21 protein-coding genes are annotated in these 15,862 nt (G+C 53.4%); all 21 read left to right on the top strand.

Annotation, left to right across the window (positions count from 1 at the left end):
- On the top strand, nucleotides 1-475 hold a 475-nt coding region (locus BM191_RS16825; RefSeq protein ID WP_092878592.1), incomplete at its 5' end, for a BRO-N domain-containing protein.
- On the top strand, nucleotides 472-684 hold the full coding sequence (locus tag BM191_RS12330) for a hypothetical protein (protein WP_092878590.1): 213 nt from the start codon (nucleotides 472-474) through the stop codon (nucleotides 682-684). The genes BM191_RS16825 and BM191_RS12330, both read left to right, overlap by 4 nt.
- Nucleotides 685-894: 210 nt before the next feature.
- Entirely contained in the window at nucleotides 895-1,524 is a 630-nt protein-coding gene (locus BM191_RS12325) for a hypothetical protein (RefSeq protein WP_092878588.1), read from the top strand.
- Nucleotides 1,525-1,728: 204 nt separating this feature from the next.
- Nucleotides 1,729-3,360 carry a TerL protein gene (locus tag BM191_RS12320; RefSeq protein ID WP_092878586.1) on the top strand — a complete coding sequence of 544 codons (1,632 nt, stop codon included), beginning with the start codon at nucleotides 1,729-1,731 and terminating at the stop codon, nucleotides 3,358-3,360.
- Nucleotides 3,350-4,828: a DUF1073 domain-containing protein gene (locus BM191_RS12315; RefSeq protein WP_092878584.1), complete on the top strand. Its 1,479-nt coding sequence runs from the start codon at nucleotides 3,350-3,352 to the stop codon at nucleotides 4,826-4,828. The genes BM191_RS12320 and BM191_RS12315 overlap by 11 nt, the downstream gene beginning before the upstream one ends.
- Nucleotides 4,788-5,468, top strand: coding sequence for a phage head morphogenesis protein (locus BM191_RS12310; protein WP_230479585.1), 681 nt, complete (start codon nucleotides 4,788-4,790; stop codon nucleotides 5,466-5,468). The genes BM191_RS12315 and BM191_RS12310 overlap by 41 nt, the downstream gene beginning before the upstream one ends.
- 57 nt (nucleotides 5,469-5,525) lie before the next feature.
- Nucleotides 5,526-6,767, top strand: a complete 1,242-nt coding sequence (locus BM191_RS12305; protein ID WP_092878582.1) for a DUF2213 domain-containing protein — start codon at nucleotides 5,526-5,528, stop codon at nucleotides 6,765-6,767.
- The gene (locus BM191_RS12300) at nucleotides 6,767-7,264 is read left to right on the top strand and encodes a structural cement protein Gp24 (RefSeq protein WP_092878580.1); all 498 of its coding nucleotides are present in this window, start codon (nucleotides 6,767-6,769) and stop codon (nucleotides 7,262-7,264) included. The genes BM191_RS12305 and BM191_RS12300 overlap by 1 nt, the downstream gene beginning before the upstream one ends.
- Before the next feature lie 14 nt (nucleotides 7,265-7,278).
- Nucleotides 7,279-8,217, top strand: coding sequence for a DUF2184 domain-containing protein (locus tag BM191_RS12295; RefSeq protein ID WP_092878578.1), 939 nt, complete (start codon nucleotides 7,279-7,281; stop codon nucleotides 8,215-8,217).
- A gap of 40 nt (nucleotides 8,218-8,257) precedes the next feature.
- Nucleotides 8,258-8,629: an STY1053 family phage-associated protein gene (locus BM191_RS12290; protein WP_092878576.1), complete on the top strand. Its 372-nt coding sequence runs from the start codon at nucleotides 8,258-8,260 to the stop codon at nucleotides 8,627-8,629.
- A complete protein-coding gene (locus BM191_RS12285; RefSeq protein ID WP_092878574.1) occupies nucleotides 8,610-9,017 on the top strand; it encodes a DUF4054 domain-containing protein in 408 nt (135 codons plus the stop codon). Before BM191_RS12290 ends, BM191_RS12285 begins: the two co-directional genes overlap by 20 nt.
- Nucleotides 9,014-9,562, top strand: coding sequence for a hypothetical protein (locus BM191_RS12280; protein WP_092878572.1), 549 nt, complete (start codon nucleotides 9,014-9,016; stop codon nucleotides 9,560-9,562). The genes BM191_RS12285 and BM191_RS12280 overlap by 4 nt, the downstream gene beginning before the upstream one ends.
- Nucleotides 9,549-9,938 carry a head-tail adaptor gene (locus BM191_RS12275; protein WP_092878570.1) on the top strand — a complete coding sequence of 130 codons (390 nt, stop codon included), beginning with the start codon at nucleotides 9,549-9,551 and terminating at the stop codon, nucleotides 9,936-9,938. Before BM191_RS12280 ends, BM191_RS12275 begins: the two co-directional genes overlap by 14 nt.
- On the top strand, nucleotides 9,928-10,491 hold the full coding sequence (locus BM191_RS12270; protein ID WP_456236153.1) for a phage neck terminator protein: 564 nt from the start codon (nucleotides 9,928-9,930) through the stop codon (nucleotides 10,489-10,491). The genes BM191_RS12275 and BM191_RS12270 overlap by 11 nt, the downstream gene beginning before the upstream one ends.
- 3 nt (nucleotides 10,492-10,494) lie before the next feature.
- Entirely contained in the window at nucleotides 10,495-11,973 is a 1,479-nt protein-coding gene (locus BM191_RS12265; RefSeq protein WP_092878566.1) for a DUF3383 domain-containing protein, read from the top strand.
- Between the two features lie 9 nt (nucleotides 11,974-11,982).
- Nucleotides 11,983-12,423 (top strand): DUF3277 family protein, encoded by a 441-nt coding sequence (locus BM191_RS12260; protein ID WP_092878564.1) that lies wholly within the window; start codon nucleotides 11,983-11,985, stop codon nucleotides 12,421-12,423.
- Between the two features lie 2 nt (nucleotides 12,424-12,425).
- Nucleotides 12,426-12,833, top strand: a complete 408-nt coding sequence (locus BM191_RS12255; RefSeq protein WP_092878562.1) for a phage tail assembly chaperone — start codon at nucleotides 12,426-12,428, stop codon at nucleotides 12,831-12,833.
- Nucleotides 12,834-12,868: 35 nt separating this feature from the next.
- A complete protein-coding gene (locus BM191_RS12250; protein WP_006118369.1) occupies nucleotides 12,869-13,021 on the top strand; it encodes a DUF6889 family protein in 153 nt (50 codons plus the stop codon).
- Between the two features lie 58 nt (nucleotides 13,022-13,079).
- Entirely contained in the window at nucleotides 13,080-14,972 is a 1,893-nt protein-coding gene (locus BM191_RS12245) for a lytic transglycosylase (RefSeq protein ID WP_230479588.1), read from the top strand.
- Nucleotides 14,972-15,559, top strand: coding sequence for a phage baseplate protein (locus tag BM191_RS12240; protein WP_092878558.1), 588 nt, complete (start codon nucleotides 14,972-14,974; stop codon nucleotides 15,557-15,559). Before BM191_RS12245 ends, BM191_RS12240 begins: the two co-directional genes overlap by 1 nt.
- The gene (locus tag BM191_RS12235; RefSeq protein ID WP_092878556.1) at nucleotides 15,549-15,848 is read left to right on the top strand and encodes a phage baseplate plug family protein; all 300 of its coding nucleotides are present in this window, start codon (nucleotides 15,549-15,551) and stop codon (nucleotides 15,846-15,848) included. Before BM191_RS12240 ends, BM191_RS12235 begins: the two co-directional genes overlap by 11 nt.
- Nucleotides 15,849-15,862 lie beyond the last annotated feature (14 nt).

Below are 15,862 nucleotides of genomic sequence, written 5' to 3'. Positions count from 1 at the left end.
ATATGCTGATGAAAAATCAGTAAACCGCCTTTACAACAGAAATAAAGATGAATTCAGTGCAGAGATGACGCGAGTGGTCACTGTGACCTCTCGTAATAAAAACAATAAGTTGCAGTATAACAGAGCGCGGATATTTTCGCCTCGCGGCGCACACTTGCTTGGAATGCTGGCAGAAACCAAAGTAGCTAAATCACTTCGTCGCTGGTTACTTGATCTCATTGAAAAAGAGACTCAGCCAAACCTTTCATTGCTGGACATGGGAAGCTTAAAGGATTTGGCAGTAGGAGAAATGCAAAACAGGGTTTTCAGGGTTAACGAATGGTCACTTGAAACTTTTGGCAGGCCGGGAAGTTCAAGAATGACAATTCGCAAGGGTCATTTGAAAAAAATCCGTGCGGTGCAAAAGGTCATCGCTGAATTGTCACAGGTACAAATACCAGACTTGGGCAACTTTCCCGATGGAGAACCTGCATGACGCCAATACAGTTCATAGAGAAAAACGTTATCTCTGAGCTGGAAAGGCAGGGCTTTGACAATACAGTAGCCCGCATAAGCGCTGATCGGGCGGTAGAACATTACCGCCGTTCAGCTTCAGCCAGCGCGAAAGGAAAGATGTTTGATGACTGTCTGTGCATAGCGAAAGCATGGGCGAAAAAGTATCAGCTCAGAAAGAGTTCTACATGACAAAAAAATGAAAAGCAGCAGCTTGAGACAATCTGTCGTTATCTTAAAGATGGTTATAAGTTTCTGACATGCGGTAGAACACAGGCAGGAGTGGAATCTGTAGAGAAAGCAGATGTACTGCTTAAGGTGGAGAATCTACACCATTTAAAATAATCAAAGGTCACAAGGGTGGCACCGTCTGCGTCAACCCAATAAGCAAAGAGGAATAAAATGGCAAAGCCGGATTGGGAGGCCATTGAGTCTGCCTATCGTGCTGGCTTGCTGTCACTTCGCGAAATTGCAGCACAGCACAGCATCAGTGAGGGCGCTATACGCAAGCGTGCCAGGCGTGATGAGTGGACACGCGATCTCGCTGCAAAGATTAAAAGTCGCGCCGAAGATTTGGTACGCAAACAGGAAGTACGCAGGCAGGTACGCACTGAGGGAAATTTGTCAGAGCGCGTACTCATTGAGGCTACGGCTGAGACAATCGCGCGCGTCAGAATGGAACACCGTGGCGATATTACACGCGCCCGTCGTCTTGCCAATATGCTGTTTGACGAGCTGGAGGTAGAAACCTCGTCGGTGGCTGACTTTGAAAAGCTGGGCGAACTGATGCAAAGCCCGGATGACAAAGGCCAGGATAAATTAAACGAGATTTACCACAAAGTGATCAGCCTGCCTTCGCGGGTTAAGTCAGTTAAGGAACTGATAGAGTCGCTTAAAAATCTCGTGGGTCTGGAGCGTCAGGCCTACAACATCGATGATGGTAAAGAGCCAGTGTCGTCGTATGGCGAAAGTCACGGCACTGACCTGACAACAGACCAGGCCGCAGAGCTTTACCGCAAGATGATGGGATAATTGCTGAAAAGGTGAGTTTCGCCACATTTTAGCCTTATGCAAAATCGGCCCTGTTTTATGCATCGATTATGCAGTCCGTTTCCAGTCTATCCGTCATGAATTCATCACTAAATACCCTTTTGGCAGCCAACAGTGAGTGAGTGCTGTTTCGCCAGTACGGGTAACGTCCATTATGTTAAATAGAGTTTAAATCGGAACATTTCCATGCCTATTCCTTTCCCCTTCGATTTCCGCAACCCGGATTACACACAGGTGTTTGAATGGCGCATGGAGAGGTTGCAGCGCATCAGACAAAACCCCGGCACGCTGCCCGCTATGAAGGCTTTTTACCGTGACAATCCGGCCCAGTTCATTATCGACTGGGGTATGACGGTGGACCCGCGCAACGTTGAGCGCGGGCTGCCAGCGCGTATACCGTTTCTGCTGTTCCCCAAACAGGAAGAGTGGGTACAGTGGTTTGTCGAGCACTGGCGCACCTCAAAGCCCGGTATCACCGAAAAAACGCGTGACATGGGCATGTCCTGGCTGACCGTGGGTATGGCAGCATCGCTGTGCCTGTTTAATCGCGGCATCATTGCCGGGTTTGGTTCGCGCAAAGAGGAATATGTAGACAAAATCGGTTCGCCAAAGTCTCTGTTTGACAAGGCGCGTAATTTTATTGGTCTGTTGCCTGAAGAGTTTCGGGGCGGCTGGAATCCCAAAGCCCACGCGCCGCACATGCGCATCCTGTTCCCTGAAAATGATTCAGCGATGACGGGTGAAGCCGGTGACGGCATCGGGCGTGGTGACCGTACATCGTTCTATATCGTCGATGAGTCTGCATTCCTTGAGCGCCCGTATCTTGTAGACGCCTCATTATCGGCAACTACAAACTGCCGTCAGGACATTTCAACGCCCAACGGCATGGCGAACTCGTTTGCTGAGCGCCGCCACAGCGGCAAGGTGGATGTGTTTACCTTCCATTGGCGTGATGATCCGCGCAAAGATGATGCCTGGTATAAAAAGCAGTGTGAAGAGCTCGACCCTGTGACCGTGGCGCAGGAAATCGACATCAACTACAGCGCATCTGTGGAAGGCGTGTTAATTCCTTCCGCATGGGTGCAGGCCGCTATTGATGCGCATATTCACCTGGGAATACAGCCCACTGGGCAGCGCATGGGGGCGCTTGATGTCGCTGACGAAGGTAAAGACACCAATGCCTTTTCTTCACGTCACGGTTTCCTGCTGGAAGATATCGAGGAATGGTCGGGCAAAGGCGACGACATCTTCGGCACAGTTCAGAAGGCATTCAGTATTTGCGATCAGCGCCGCCTTGAAATGTACCGGTTCGACTCTGACGGGCTCGGGGCGGGTGCGCGCGGCGATGCCCGCGTCATCAACGAGCAGCGAAAAGAACGCCGGGAACGCCAGATTACAGCGACGCCATATCGGGGCAGCGGATCTCCCGCTAACCCTGAGGAAGAAGCTGTGCAAGGGGAGTATGGACAGAAAGGCAGACTAAACAAAGATTTCTTCGCGAACGCCAAGGCTCAGGGCTGGTGGCGCTTACGAACTCTTTTCCGCAACACGTATCGTGCCGTCGAAAAGGGGATGCCGTATAAGGCTGACGAAATCATTTCAATTTCCAGCACGCTGGTGCTCAAAAACAAACTTATCGTCGAACTCTCACAGCCCACTTATTCGGTAAACGGCGTGGGTAAAATTGTTGTGGACAAAAAGCCGGACGGCACCAAATCGCCTAACCTGGCTGACTCTGTAATGATTGCCTACGCCCCGATGGAGGTCACCTCAATGGATATCTGGGATTTACTGGCAAGGGGTAAATATGGCTCGTAAGAAACGCCCGCGCCAGCAAAGTGCGGCACCGACAAAGACGATCGACGGTTACGACAACTTTGTATCCCGTCTGGGCCTGCAGTCCGGCAACCTCAGTGGTCACGGTACCTATATGCCGAACTTCACCTCACGCAACCGCGTGTTACTGGAGTTTGCCTACCGTTCATCGTGGATTGTGGGCGCTGCCGTGGACACCATCGCGGACGATATGACGCGCAAAGGCGTCACCATCACCTCGCAGATGGACCATAAGGCAAAAGCCCGACTTACCGGCCGCTGGGAAGAACTGTCACTGTGGGAAGGATTAAGCGACACGATAAAGTGGTCACGCCTTTACGGCGGGGCGGTGGGTGTGCTGCTGATTGACGGTCAGGACATGTCCTCACCCCTGCGCATGGAAACCATCGGTCGCGACCAGTTTAAGGGCATGCTGGTGCTCGATCGCTGGATGCTCAACCAGACCATCACGGAAATAATCACCGAGCCCGGTCCCGACCTGGGTAAGCCAAAATATTATGAGGTAGTGGCCGCGCAAAACGGCATTCCGGCGTGGAAGATTCACCACAGCCGCCTGATCCGCATGGACGGTGTGGGCCTGCCTTATCAGCAGGCGTATACCGAAAACGGCTGGGGCATGTCGGTGGTTGAGCGTCTTTATGATCGCATCATGGCGTTCGACAGCGCATCAACCGGCGCTGCCCAACTGGTTAACAAAGCGCACCTGCGCACCTACAGCATCGAAAATCTGCGTCAGATTCTGGGCTTTGCCGATGAGCGCGAAGCGGTGCTGATGAAGCACATAGACATGATCCGCCAGTTTCAGTCCATCGAAGGCATGACGCTGATGGACAAAAACGATGTATTCCAGACGCACAGCTATTCGTTTGCGGGCCTGTCGGACATCCTTTCGCAGTTTGGTGAACAGATAGCCGGTGCAACCGGTATCCCGCTAATCCGCATGCTGGGCCAGTCGCCAGCCGGTTTCAGTACCGGCGAATCTGACCTTGCGAACTACTACGACAATGTGGGTTCGCTGCAGGAACGCCGTCAGCGTCGGCCTGTCCGGCGCCTGTTTGAGGTTCTTCACCGCTCTGAGTTTGGAACGCCGCTGCCGGATGATTTCGACTTCGAGTTTAACCCGCTCTGGCAGATGTCCGATGTTGACCGTTCAACGGTGGCGAAAAACACGGTCGATACACTCAATGCGGCCATCGACAGCGGGCTGATGCCTTTGCACGTTGGTATGGCTGAACTGCGCGAATCATCCCGCGTGACAGGTATTGGCTCAAACATCACCGATGAGGATATTGAGAATGCCAAAGGGGCCGAGCCGCCAGGGTTCACCGAAGAAAGTGATGACGACGCGCCGGATCCCGAAACAGGTGCAAATAAGCTATACCACACAGCTACGCAAGATAGCGCGAGCAGTGGGCGACATCGTAAATGGCCGTTACGATGGTTCAAATGACAGCGTTACCGAAATCATGGATGCGCTGGAGCGCTACAGCGAAATCATTGACGGCTGGGCCAACCAGGTCGCCACGGGCTTTGCCGCATCCGTAGCGCGGTACAGCGAAAAAGAGTGGCGTGACAACAGCCAGCAAATCGGTGCTGAGCTGCGTCATGTCATTAACAACACGCCTACCGGGCAGGTCATGCGTAGCATCGTTACCGAGCAGGTGAAATACATCAAATCGCTGCCGCTCGAAGCCGCAGGCCGAATTTACGACATCCAGAACCGCGCGATCGAAACCATGGCGGCGGGTGGCCGTGCTGATGCGTTTGCGAAAGAGATCGCGGCATCCGGTGATGTGGCGGCTTCACGGGCAAAGCTCATCGCGCGGACTGAGGTCGGGAGAGCTGTTACCGCGCTGACGCAGGCGCGATCAACGGCCAGTGGTTCTATGGGCTACATCTGGCGGACGGCTCATGATGGCGATGTCCGTCACTCTCATGCCGAAATGGAAGGTAAATTCGTTTACTGGAGCGATCCCCCTACGCTGGACGGCATGACCGGCCATGCAGGTGCGCTGCCTAACTGCCGTTGCTGGTGTGAGGTGGTTTTTCCTGACGGTGATTTGATCGCCGCGCCGCATCCTTCGCGCTGACCTTATTACAGCTGCCATGAGCAGCTTTTTTTTATGCCTGAATTTCGCAGGTGGACAATGAAATATTTCTTCAATACCCGGCTCGGTCCTAACCGTTACCTGCTGGGTGATGGCTCGTTGCTGTGTAAAGACGTGCCGATCGCCCGCCTGGGTGACCAGGCCTACCGCGCAGAGGATTTGCCCGAACTCACGCCCGACGATGACGGGGAAATTATCGTCACCCGCTCAGCCGATGAGGTGTTTTCTCCCGAAGCGATGGCGTCCTTTGAAGGCATGACCGTTGTGATCCTCCATCCCGAGGATGAGGCGGGCGAAATCCTGTTTGTAGACCCGAAAAACTGGCGCGAGCTCACTATCGGTCACGCCTGCAACGTCCGGCGCGGTCAGGGTGACCAGTCAGACCTGCTGATTGCCGATCTCGTCATAAAAGACGCCCTGGGCATTCAGGCAATCAACGATGGCCTTCGTCAGGTTTCATGTGGCTACAACGCAGAGTATGACGAAACCGCCCCCGGACGGGCTAATCAGTATGACATCCGGGGTAATCACATCGCGCTTGTTCCTAATGGGCGGGCCGGTGTTCGCTGTTCAATAGGAGATGCACAAAGCATGGCAAGTAAAGCAAAGCAGTGGTTCGCCAGCCTGCGCAAGGCGGTGAAAACCAAAGATTCAGCGGCTGCCGAAGAGTTGCTGAATAACGCACCGGCCAACATGGTCGGTGATGACGATGAAGACGACGGCGTAACCACTGTAGTGGTGAAAGTTGAAGGGCCGGATGCTGCTGTTCCGCATGGCGCTCCCGCGAATGCGGTCACTGATGAAAGCAGCGACATCGAGACTCGCATTGCAGCTATCGAAGCCGCTGTAAAAGCGCTGACCGATAAGCTTTCTCCGCCAGTGGGTGACGCTGACGACGACGAGAAAAAAGAAGAGAAGAAGATGACCGGCGATGCTGGTTATCAGCAGGACGTTCTCTCACGTGCAGAACTCATCCTGCCAGGCTTCTCGCTGCCGGAAGGCTCCAAAATGGGCACGCTCAAGCGCGAAGTGCTGGGCGCTGCGCTGCGCACCGCTGACGGTCTGAAACTCATCGAACCGCTGTCAGGTAAAAATCCTGACTTCGCCAAAATGAGCATGGCGACCGTGGACAGCATCTTTAACGGCGCATCTGAACTGGCAAAAAGCCGCAACAATAGCGGCCTGAGCCTGGCAGTGTTCACCGCAAATTCGCAGTCCGGCGATGTGGCCGCGCTGAATGAGAAAAACAAAGATTTCTGGGCTAAGAAGGGGGCCAAGTAATGACAGGTCAGTCTATTTATTTAACGCAGCCGTTCAGCTACGCCGGTGCGCTCACCCGTCCGAATCACTCAACGGTAGAGCCTGTCGTGATGGACACCACCAACCCGTTCGCCGGTGACGGCCTGCCGGGGAAAAAAGTTAACGGCAAGTTTGTACCGCTGGCGGCGGGTGATACCGCAGCCGTGCTTTACGGTATCCGCGTTCGCTCTTTCCCGTTCACATCTGACAAAGACCTTGCCCGCCAGCTGACTAACCCGACGAACTACACTGGCGATGCGCTGGTGCGTGGCTATATCGGCGTCAAAGTGAATGCCGGTACCGTGGCGGACAACGGGGCCGTCTACATCCGCGTGGGCGGTGCAACGGCAACACAGCCGATCGGCGGTTTCGAAGCCGTGGCTGATGCCACCGCAACCAATACCGTGCTGGTGACCAACGCGCACTTTATCGGTACCACCGACGCCAACGGCATCGCCGAACTGGCATTCAATATTTAAGGAAAGCACTCAATATGATCACCTACGACCGACAGACCATCGATAATTCCGGTGCGTTCCTGATTGGGCAGCTGGAGCGTTTCGATCCGGTTCTCAACATGCCGCTGCTGGCGTATACATGGAGCCGTGACGTTGATCTGCGCGAAGACGTCTCCATTGCTGACGAAATGTCGAGCTTCTCAAACAGCAGTTTCGCCGCGCCAAGCTCAGTGGGTACCGAAGGCGAATCGTGGATCAGCAACAGCACCAACGTGATTGCCGGTGTGGATCTGGACATTCAGAAAACCACGCTGCCACTGACGCCCTGGTCGCGCCAGCTGTCATGGACGGTTTTCGAACTGGCCTCCGCGCTGCAGATGGGACGCCCGATTGACTCCCAGAAGCTCGAAGCGATGAACCAGACCTACCAGCTGAACGTTGACCGTCAGGTTTACGTGGGCAGCACCATCCTGGACGTGAAAGGGCTGTTTAATCAGGCGGGAGTTAAAGTCATCAACGCCGCTAAGACGTGGGCCAGCAGCACGGCGATGGAAATTGTTAAATCCATCAATGACGGTCTCACCACGGCCTGGAAACAGACAGGTCGCGCCGTGGTGCCGGATTCGCTGCGCCTGCCGCCCGATCAGTATGCGTTGCTGTCCAGCCTTATCGTATCCGATGCCGGTAACCGCTCTCTGCTGGACTACCTGAGCGAAAACACCATTGCTTACAAGCAGAACGGTAAGCCGCTGGATATTCAGCCGGTGAAATGGCTGGAAGCGGGCGCGATGCAGAACGTTAACCGCATGGTGTTCTACACCAAAGACCGCAAGTACGTTCAGTTCCCGCTGGTTCCGCTTCAGCGCACCCCGATGGAATATCGCGACCTGCGCCAGCTGGTGACCTACTACAGCAAGGTGGGTGCGGTCGAACTGCGTTACAGCGACACGATGCTGTACGTCGACGGTATCTGACAACCGGCCCCGCATGGGGCCATTTCTTTCAGGAAAAATCATGAAACGAATCCGCGTGCATACCCCGTTTACGTTTAACGATACCGATTACACCAAAACGGATTTTGATGTCGGTGTTCATAACGTGAAAAACGATATTGCCGATCACTGGTTTACGCAGCGTCATGCCGAAGTGCTGGATAAAACCGATAACGGCGGTGAAGGCGCTAACCAGGCGGAACTTAGCGCACTGAATGCCAGAATCGCTGAGCTGACTACCCAGAACGCTGAGTTAACGGCTAAAAACGGCGAACTGACCGCGCAGGTAACAGCAGCTGCTGAAGGTCTGACCGAGCGTAATGCGCTTATCGAAGAGCTGAAGCAGAAAATTGCTGAGCTGACGGAGCAGGTCAATGGAGCTAAAAAACAGTAATCTCCCGACCGTCGAGCAGTTTCGCACCGATTTCCCGCAGTTTAATAACTCAACCCTTTATCCCGATACCCAGGTCCAGTTCCGGTTAAATCTCGCTGATATTCAGCTGGATCAGAATCGGCTCGGGCGCACGTTCCCGTACATGGTGGAATTGTTTGTCGCGCATTACCTCACGCTGCAGGCGGGTGATAACCGTTCCGCAGCGCTGGGCCGTGCGGGCGGCTCCAGTAGCGGGATTGTTTCAGCGAAATCGGTGGATAAGGTAAGCGTGAGTTATGACAACTCATCAACGCTCAACCCTGCAGCTGGTTTCTGGAACAACACACGTTATGGCACGGAGTTCTGGCAGACAATCTGCATGTTCGGTGCGGGAGGGCGTCAGCTATGAAAAGTGGCGTCTCTATAAGAGTTGATAGGGCGAAATCTGTTTTAGACGCACTGAAGACTATCGGCAACCGGGATGTGCTGGTAGGCATCCCTGCCGAAACATCCGCAAGGAATGATGCGTCGATAGGTAATGCAGCCATAGGTTACATCAACGAAAACGGCTCACCAGCCAGAAATATTCCGGCCAGGCCACATCTGCAACCCGGTGTTAAATCGGTACAGGATAAAACGTTGCCAATGCTTAAACAGGCAGCGCTTTTAACACTTGATAAAAATATGTCTGGCGCGGAAAGAATGCTCAACCAGGCAGGTGCAACGGCAGCGGATGGGGTTAAACGTTTTATCACTGCCTCTGACTTTGTTCCGCTCGCAGAGAGTACGTTGGCAGCCCGCGCAAGAAGGGGAGGAAAAGGAGCCTTAGCGGAACTTGAAAGCCGTGCGGCGGGTAACGCACCTGATAACTCCAACGCCAGACCTTTGATTGACACCGGACAATATCGTCGCGCAATCACGTACATCGTGAGGGATAAAAATGCCAAATCTTGATGTAACAGATGTTCTGTTTGATCCCGACTTCTGTGACACCAGTTTACGTGTTACGCGGCGGTTTCAACAGACGGATGCAGACGGCATCACGACCAGCGTCGAAGAAACATCAGGCTTTTCGGGTGTGGTGACGGTCGATCGTTCGCTGGAAAACCGCCGAATGCAGGCGGGGCAAGTTATTAGTGGGGCCATACTGGTGGTGACGACTGAACGCCTGAGTAACGGCGAAACGGGACGTGATGCCGATATCGTGACGTACCAGAACCGCGATTATCGCGTGACATTCGTCGACCCGTACACAGCTTACGGCACTGGCTTTGTTCAGGCTCATTGTGAATTGCTGCCATTTGATGGAGGAATACCGGTTGAGCAATAACACAAGCCAGGAGCGTGGCTGGTTGCCACCTGTCTGGGAATCGCCCGCTTATGGTGAAGAACTGGACAGGCTTCTCAGCCGATGGCTGCGCGGTGTCTCAGGACTGCCTGCTTCTGTGGTTCGTCCCCGCTGGCAGCCAAAACAGCCCGCACTGTTGCCGCCAGAGACTAACTGGTGCGCGTTCGGTGTGGTGGATATGCCGATTGACGATAATCCGGCATTTGTTAACCAGACCGAAGATAAAACTGAACTCTGGCGGCATGAGTCCATTGAATGCCTGGCTTCATTTTACGGCCCCGCAGGGCAGCAGTACGCGACCCGTTTTCGTGACGGGATCGGTGTCAGTCAGAACAACGCGGAACTGAACACCCAGGGGCTGTCGCTCGCGGGTTACAGCCACATTATTCCTTTTCCCGAACTCATCAACAATCAGTGGGTTCGCCGTTACGATTTTAATGTTCGCCTGCGCCGTAAGGTTGTGCGCGAATACAACGTTAAATCGCTGGTTGCTGAATCACCGACCGATATACCGGTCACCTTTTCCGGAGAATAAATTATGTCACAGGGCTTACCTGTATCGAGAGTGGTTAACGTCACTGTCGACATGTCGCCGCGTGCGGCAAGTGCGCGAAATTTTGGTGCGCTACTGATAATGGGGGCGTCGTCCGTTATTGATCCCGTTGAGCGTATGCGGGCGTATTCGTCTGTTGAAGAAGTGGCTACCGATTTCGGCACTGCCGCGCCGGAATATCAAGCCGCAACTCTTTATTATCAACAATCACCGCGACCGGTTGATCTCTATATCGGGCGCTGGGTCAGTAAAGCCTCTGCGGGAATGCTGCGCGGCGCGATACTGACCTCAGAACAGGCGAAAATCAGCAACTTCACCGGGGTTACAGATGGCGCAATGAAAATCACCGTCAACGGGAAAGCGGTAAATGTTACCGGCGTCGATTTATCGAAAGAGACTAACCTGAACGGTGTTGCCCAGCGTATTGCGGAAAAAATCACCACCGCTACCGTCCTGTGGGATGCAAACAACAGCCGTTTCACGGTGGTGTCATCTACAGCAGGTAAGAACAGCTCGGTGGGCTACGTTACCGCGCCGGACAGTGGTACTGATTTGACCGCGTTAACACTGCTGTCACAGGCGGCAGGTGCGTCACCTGTAGCGGGGATGGACGGGGAAACAGCGGCGCAGGCGGTAGAGACACTGGCCGATTTCTCCAGCGCCTGGTATGGTCTTATCGTTGCCGCTGACCTGTCGGCGGATGATGCCACCGCTATTGCTGCCTTTATCGGTGCCAGCAGCACATCGCGTATTTTCGGTTTAACCACACAGGATACGGCGGCTATCGACGCCACCAGAACGGACGATATTGCCTCGGTGCTGAAAAAAGGCAATTACGGTCGGGTTTTCACGCAATACTCCACCTCCTCCCCCTGGGCTGCTGCTTCGGCATTTGGTCGCGCTTTTACGGTGAACTTTGGCGGTAACAATACCACTATCACGCTGAAATTTAAGCAGGAGCCGGGCATTACAGCGGAACTGCTGCGAACGTCTCAGGCGGATGCGCTGGCGGCAAAAAACTGTAACGTTTTTGTGCGTTATGACAATGAAACGGCCATTTTGCAGGAAGGCGTAATGACAAATGGCGACTTTTTTGATGAGCGCCACGGCCTGGACTGGCTGCAAAACTATGTTCAGAACAATCTCTATAACCTGCTTTACACCAGTACAACCAAAGTACCGCAAACCGATTCGGGAGGTACACGCCTGCTGGCCAGCGTAGAGCAATCGATGGAACAGGCGGTGAATAACGGTCTGATTGCCCCCGGCGTCTGGAATGGTGGTGCGATAGGGCAACTGTCTCCGGGCGATACGCTGACCAAAGGGTATTACGCCTGGATCCAGCCAATGGCAGAACAGGCGCAGGCAGATCGCGAGAAACGCAAAGCGCCGCCGATTCAGGTCGCCTGCAAACTCGCCGGTGCCGTGCATTTTGCTGATGTACTGATCACAGTCGTTCGCTAAGGGGAAAAAATGGCAACTTACAGTTTTATGGATGTGTCGGCCTCAATGACGGGGCCGACCGGTGTAATTGACCTCGGTTATGGTTCGGCAAACTCCGATGAGGGGATCGTTGTCGCCATGACAGAGGCGAAGAACACCATGACTATTGGCGCAGACGGTGAAGGTATGCACAGCCTGCATGCCGGAAAATCTGGAACTATCACAGTCAATCTGCTGAAAACCTCGCCGGTTAACAAAAAGCTGATGATCGCTTATAACGCGCAAAGTCTCTCATCTGCGCTCTGGGGCAACAATATTTTTGTAATACGCAACCATGCGTCAGGTGATATTGCTACGGCTCGCGGCGGTGCGTTTCAGAAAATACCCGACTGGCAGAATGCTAAAGATGGCAATACGGTAGCCTGGGTGTTTGACTGCATCAAAATCGATGAACTTCTTGGAGAATTTTAACGATGGAAATCGAACTGAACGGCAACACATACCGCGCCGGGAAACTCAGCGTGTTTGATCAACTGAAAGTGGCCAGAAAACTGTTGCCGGTATTATCCGGCATGGTGGGTGAATTGCAGAAGCTGCGCAGTGGTGAAGCCGCCATTGAAACGTTGTTGCCTGCCATTGCTGATGCGGTGGCGGGCATGAGTGACAGCGATTGTGATGCCATCCTCCACCCGTGTCTTTCCGTAGTTTCCCGCCAGAACGGGAATAAATGGAAGCCGGTTTTTCGCCAGGGTGAACTGATGTTTGATGATATCGACCTGATTAGCATGCTGAACATCGTTGCTCAGGTTATCGGGGATTCGCTGGGAAATTTTTTTCACGCACCCCAAGACGCCGTGACAGCACCCCTACAGCAGGGTTAATGCTCGACACACTTCCTGGCGGTGAGAACTACCTGATGGATCCGGTGGACGCTGGTTACATCCCCTATACCGCTCTGAAAGATGGCTCAGTCGATCTCGCTGATATCGCGCGTATGAACGACTGGCTGGGACTGAAACACGACAATGAAGCGCGAATAGCGCGATGGAGAGAGGCAAACAGTGGGTAACGTAGATATCATCCGCGATTTCCTTGTCAGTCTCGGTTTTCAGGTTGATGAATCGGGGATGCGGAAATTTCAGAGTGTCCTTACCGGCGTTACGGCCAATGTGCTGAAAATGGGCGCAACGGTGGAAGGTGCAGCGCTGTCGGTGGTGGGATTCACCACCAAAATAGCGGCGGGGCTGGATAAACTCTGGTGGTCGTCACAGCGCACCGGATCGACGGTCGCAGGAATGAAAGCGCTGACGTTTGCCGCCGCGCAGACCGGCAGCAGTGCAGAGGCGGCGCAGGGAGCGCTGGAAAGTCTGGCGCGATTTGTGCGCAACAATCCCGGCGCTGAAGGTTTTTTTAACCGGCTGGGAGTACAGACGCGCGATGCCAGCGGAAACATGCGTGATATGTCCACCATCTTTACCGGAGTCGGGCAGAAGCTGAGCCAGATGCCGTATTACCGGGCTAATCAATACGCGCAGATGCTGGGTATCGATGAAAACACGCTGATGGCGATGCGCAGAGGGCTGGGCCAGTTCAGTGCGCAGTATACGCAAATGGCAGCGGCTATTGGCTTTGATGCAGACAGAGCCGCTGCCAGTTCTAACAGGTTCATGACATCACTGCGTTCTTTCAGTCAATTAGCAGGATTAGCGCGTGATAAGATCGGCTCAAACTTTGCAGGTGGACTGGCGGGATCGTTAGACAGTCTGCGTAAAAGGGTAATTGAAAACTTCCCTAAAATTGAAAAAGTCATCACCAGCGGCGTTAAAGACCTGTTAGCAATGGCAGATGCTATTACGCGAGTCATTTTCCGTCTCATCCAGGCTGCTGCTGATATTGAGGCGTGGTGGACTACGCTGGGTAAGGGAACAAGACAGTTGATTGAGGTATTCGGTGGGCTGCTGATCGCCTGGCGTTTACTGAATACAGCGATTCTTACATCTCCTTTCGGCATCATAACCATGCTGGGAGCATCCCTGCTTGCTCTTTATGACGATTACGAAACATGGAAGGAGGGCGGTCAAAGTCTGATTGACTGGGGTAAATGGGAGCCTGACATACAGGCGGCCCTGAAGAATATCCGTGAGTTGATGGGATCAATCAAAAAGCTGTCCGATGAGGTATTAAAACTCTTTGCCATCGATCCAAAAAAATGGACGGTTAAATGGGAGTTTGAGAATTTGTCTCAAAACCTCGGTGAGCTGGGTAAAATGCTGAACCTTATTGGCGACCTACTGAACGCCCTCAATGAGGGGCGATGGGCGGACGCTGCGGGGATTGGGAAGCAGCTACTTAAACAGGGCAGCGAAAAGCCCGATGCTATACCCGGCGTCACAAAAAGTGCAATGGATACCCGAAAATGGATACTGAAAAAGTACGGTGCAGCTAACGATGCGTTAAACCGGTATCTGCCTGAGTGGATCGGCGGTGCACCCGCTCCGCGAGGTATACGTAATAATAATCCCGGAAACCTCAATTTTGTCGGACAGAAGGGGGCGGAGATAGAAAAAACCGGGGGGCGTTTCGCCCGGTTTCAAACCCCCTTTGATGGCCTGCGGGCTATGTCCCGTCAGTTAACGTTGTACGCCGGACGGGGCATTAACACTATTGAGAAAATTATCAATAAATGGGCACCTGGCAATGAAAACAACACCGGTGCATATATAAAAGCGATCTCTCAACAGCTCGGTATCGCGCCTGATGCATTACTCAATTTACACAACCCAAAGATTATGTCCTCATTAATGGACGGTATTGTGCAACATGAAAATGGGCGTAATCCTTACAGCAGCGAGCTAATCAGTCGGGCGGCAGTGGCAGGTATGGGTGGCAATGTACAGCAGGAAACAACGATTAACGTCTACGGCGCGACTGATCCCGCTGCAACCGGTATGGATATTGCCGGAAGGCAAACCAGCGTAAATGCCCGACTTATCGGACAGACGAAACAGAGGGCTTACTGATGGATATTCTGTCAACGCTGTTCATGCAACAAACCCGACAGATTGGCCTGATGGTTCCTGATGTCATCATTTCTGAGAAACATCAGGACACACTGGAAATCACCGAGCATCCGGTAGAGACGGGCGCAGCCATAGCCGATCATGCATACAAGCGTCCGGCAGAGCTTACGATGGAAGTGGGATTCGCGGGCGGCGGTAGTCTGGTCGATTTTGCCGATACGCAAAATATAGGGATCAGCACCCCGCTTAATACTATGTCGCCAGAGGAAGTTTACCGGACGTTTGTTGATTTGCAGGCCAGCAGAAAACCGGTTGATGTTATCACCGGCAAGCGTAAGTACAGCAACATGCTGATACGTGCAATCGAGGTGACAACTGACAAGACCAGTGAAAATGTGCTGATGGCGGTACTGACGCTACGTGAATTAAACATGACTCAGACGGAAACGGTGACCGTCAGCAGACAGCAAAATATGAAGGAAGGGGCAACCACGACTGGTGTGAGTAATACCGGCGTTAAAAACGCCAGACCGGTTGAGAATGTCAGCCTGTTACAGCGACTATCGGGGTGGTTCAATGCAGCTTAGAGAAATACCGCTCAGTGCGACCTGCCAGCAATTCACTATCAGCCTGTCAGGCCGGGTATGGCAAATGCGACTTATCTGGCGCGATGCGGCAGGCTGGATGCTTGATATGCTCAGTGCGTCCGGTGAGCCGGTCATAACAGGCATACCGCTAATCCCCGGTACGGATTTACTGGCGCAATATTCCTGGATCGATCCGGGCGGCAGGCTGGTTGTCGTGACGGAAGATGAACAGCCCCCCGGCGAAACCTCCCCCGGCCAGACGGCAAAATTTTACTGGCTTACTGATTAACCTGCTCCGGCAGG

Origin of the sequence: Izhakiella capsodis (assembly GCF_900115045.1) — a bacterium.
GTDB lineage: Bacteria > Pseudomonadota > Gammaproteobacteria > Enterobacterales > Enterobacteriaceae > Izhakiella > Izhakiella capsodis.
This window is presented reverse-complemented; position numbering and strand designations above follow the sequence as displayed.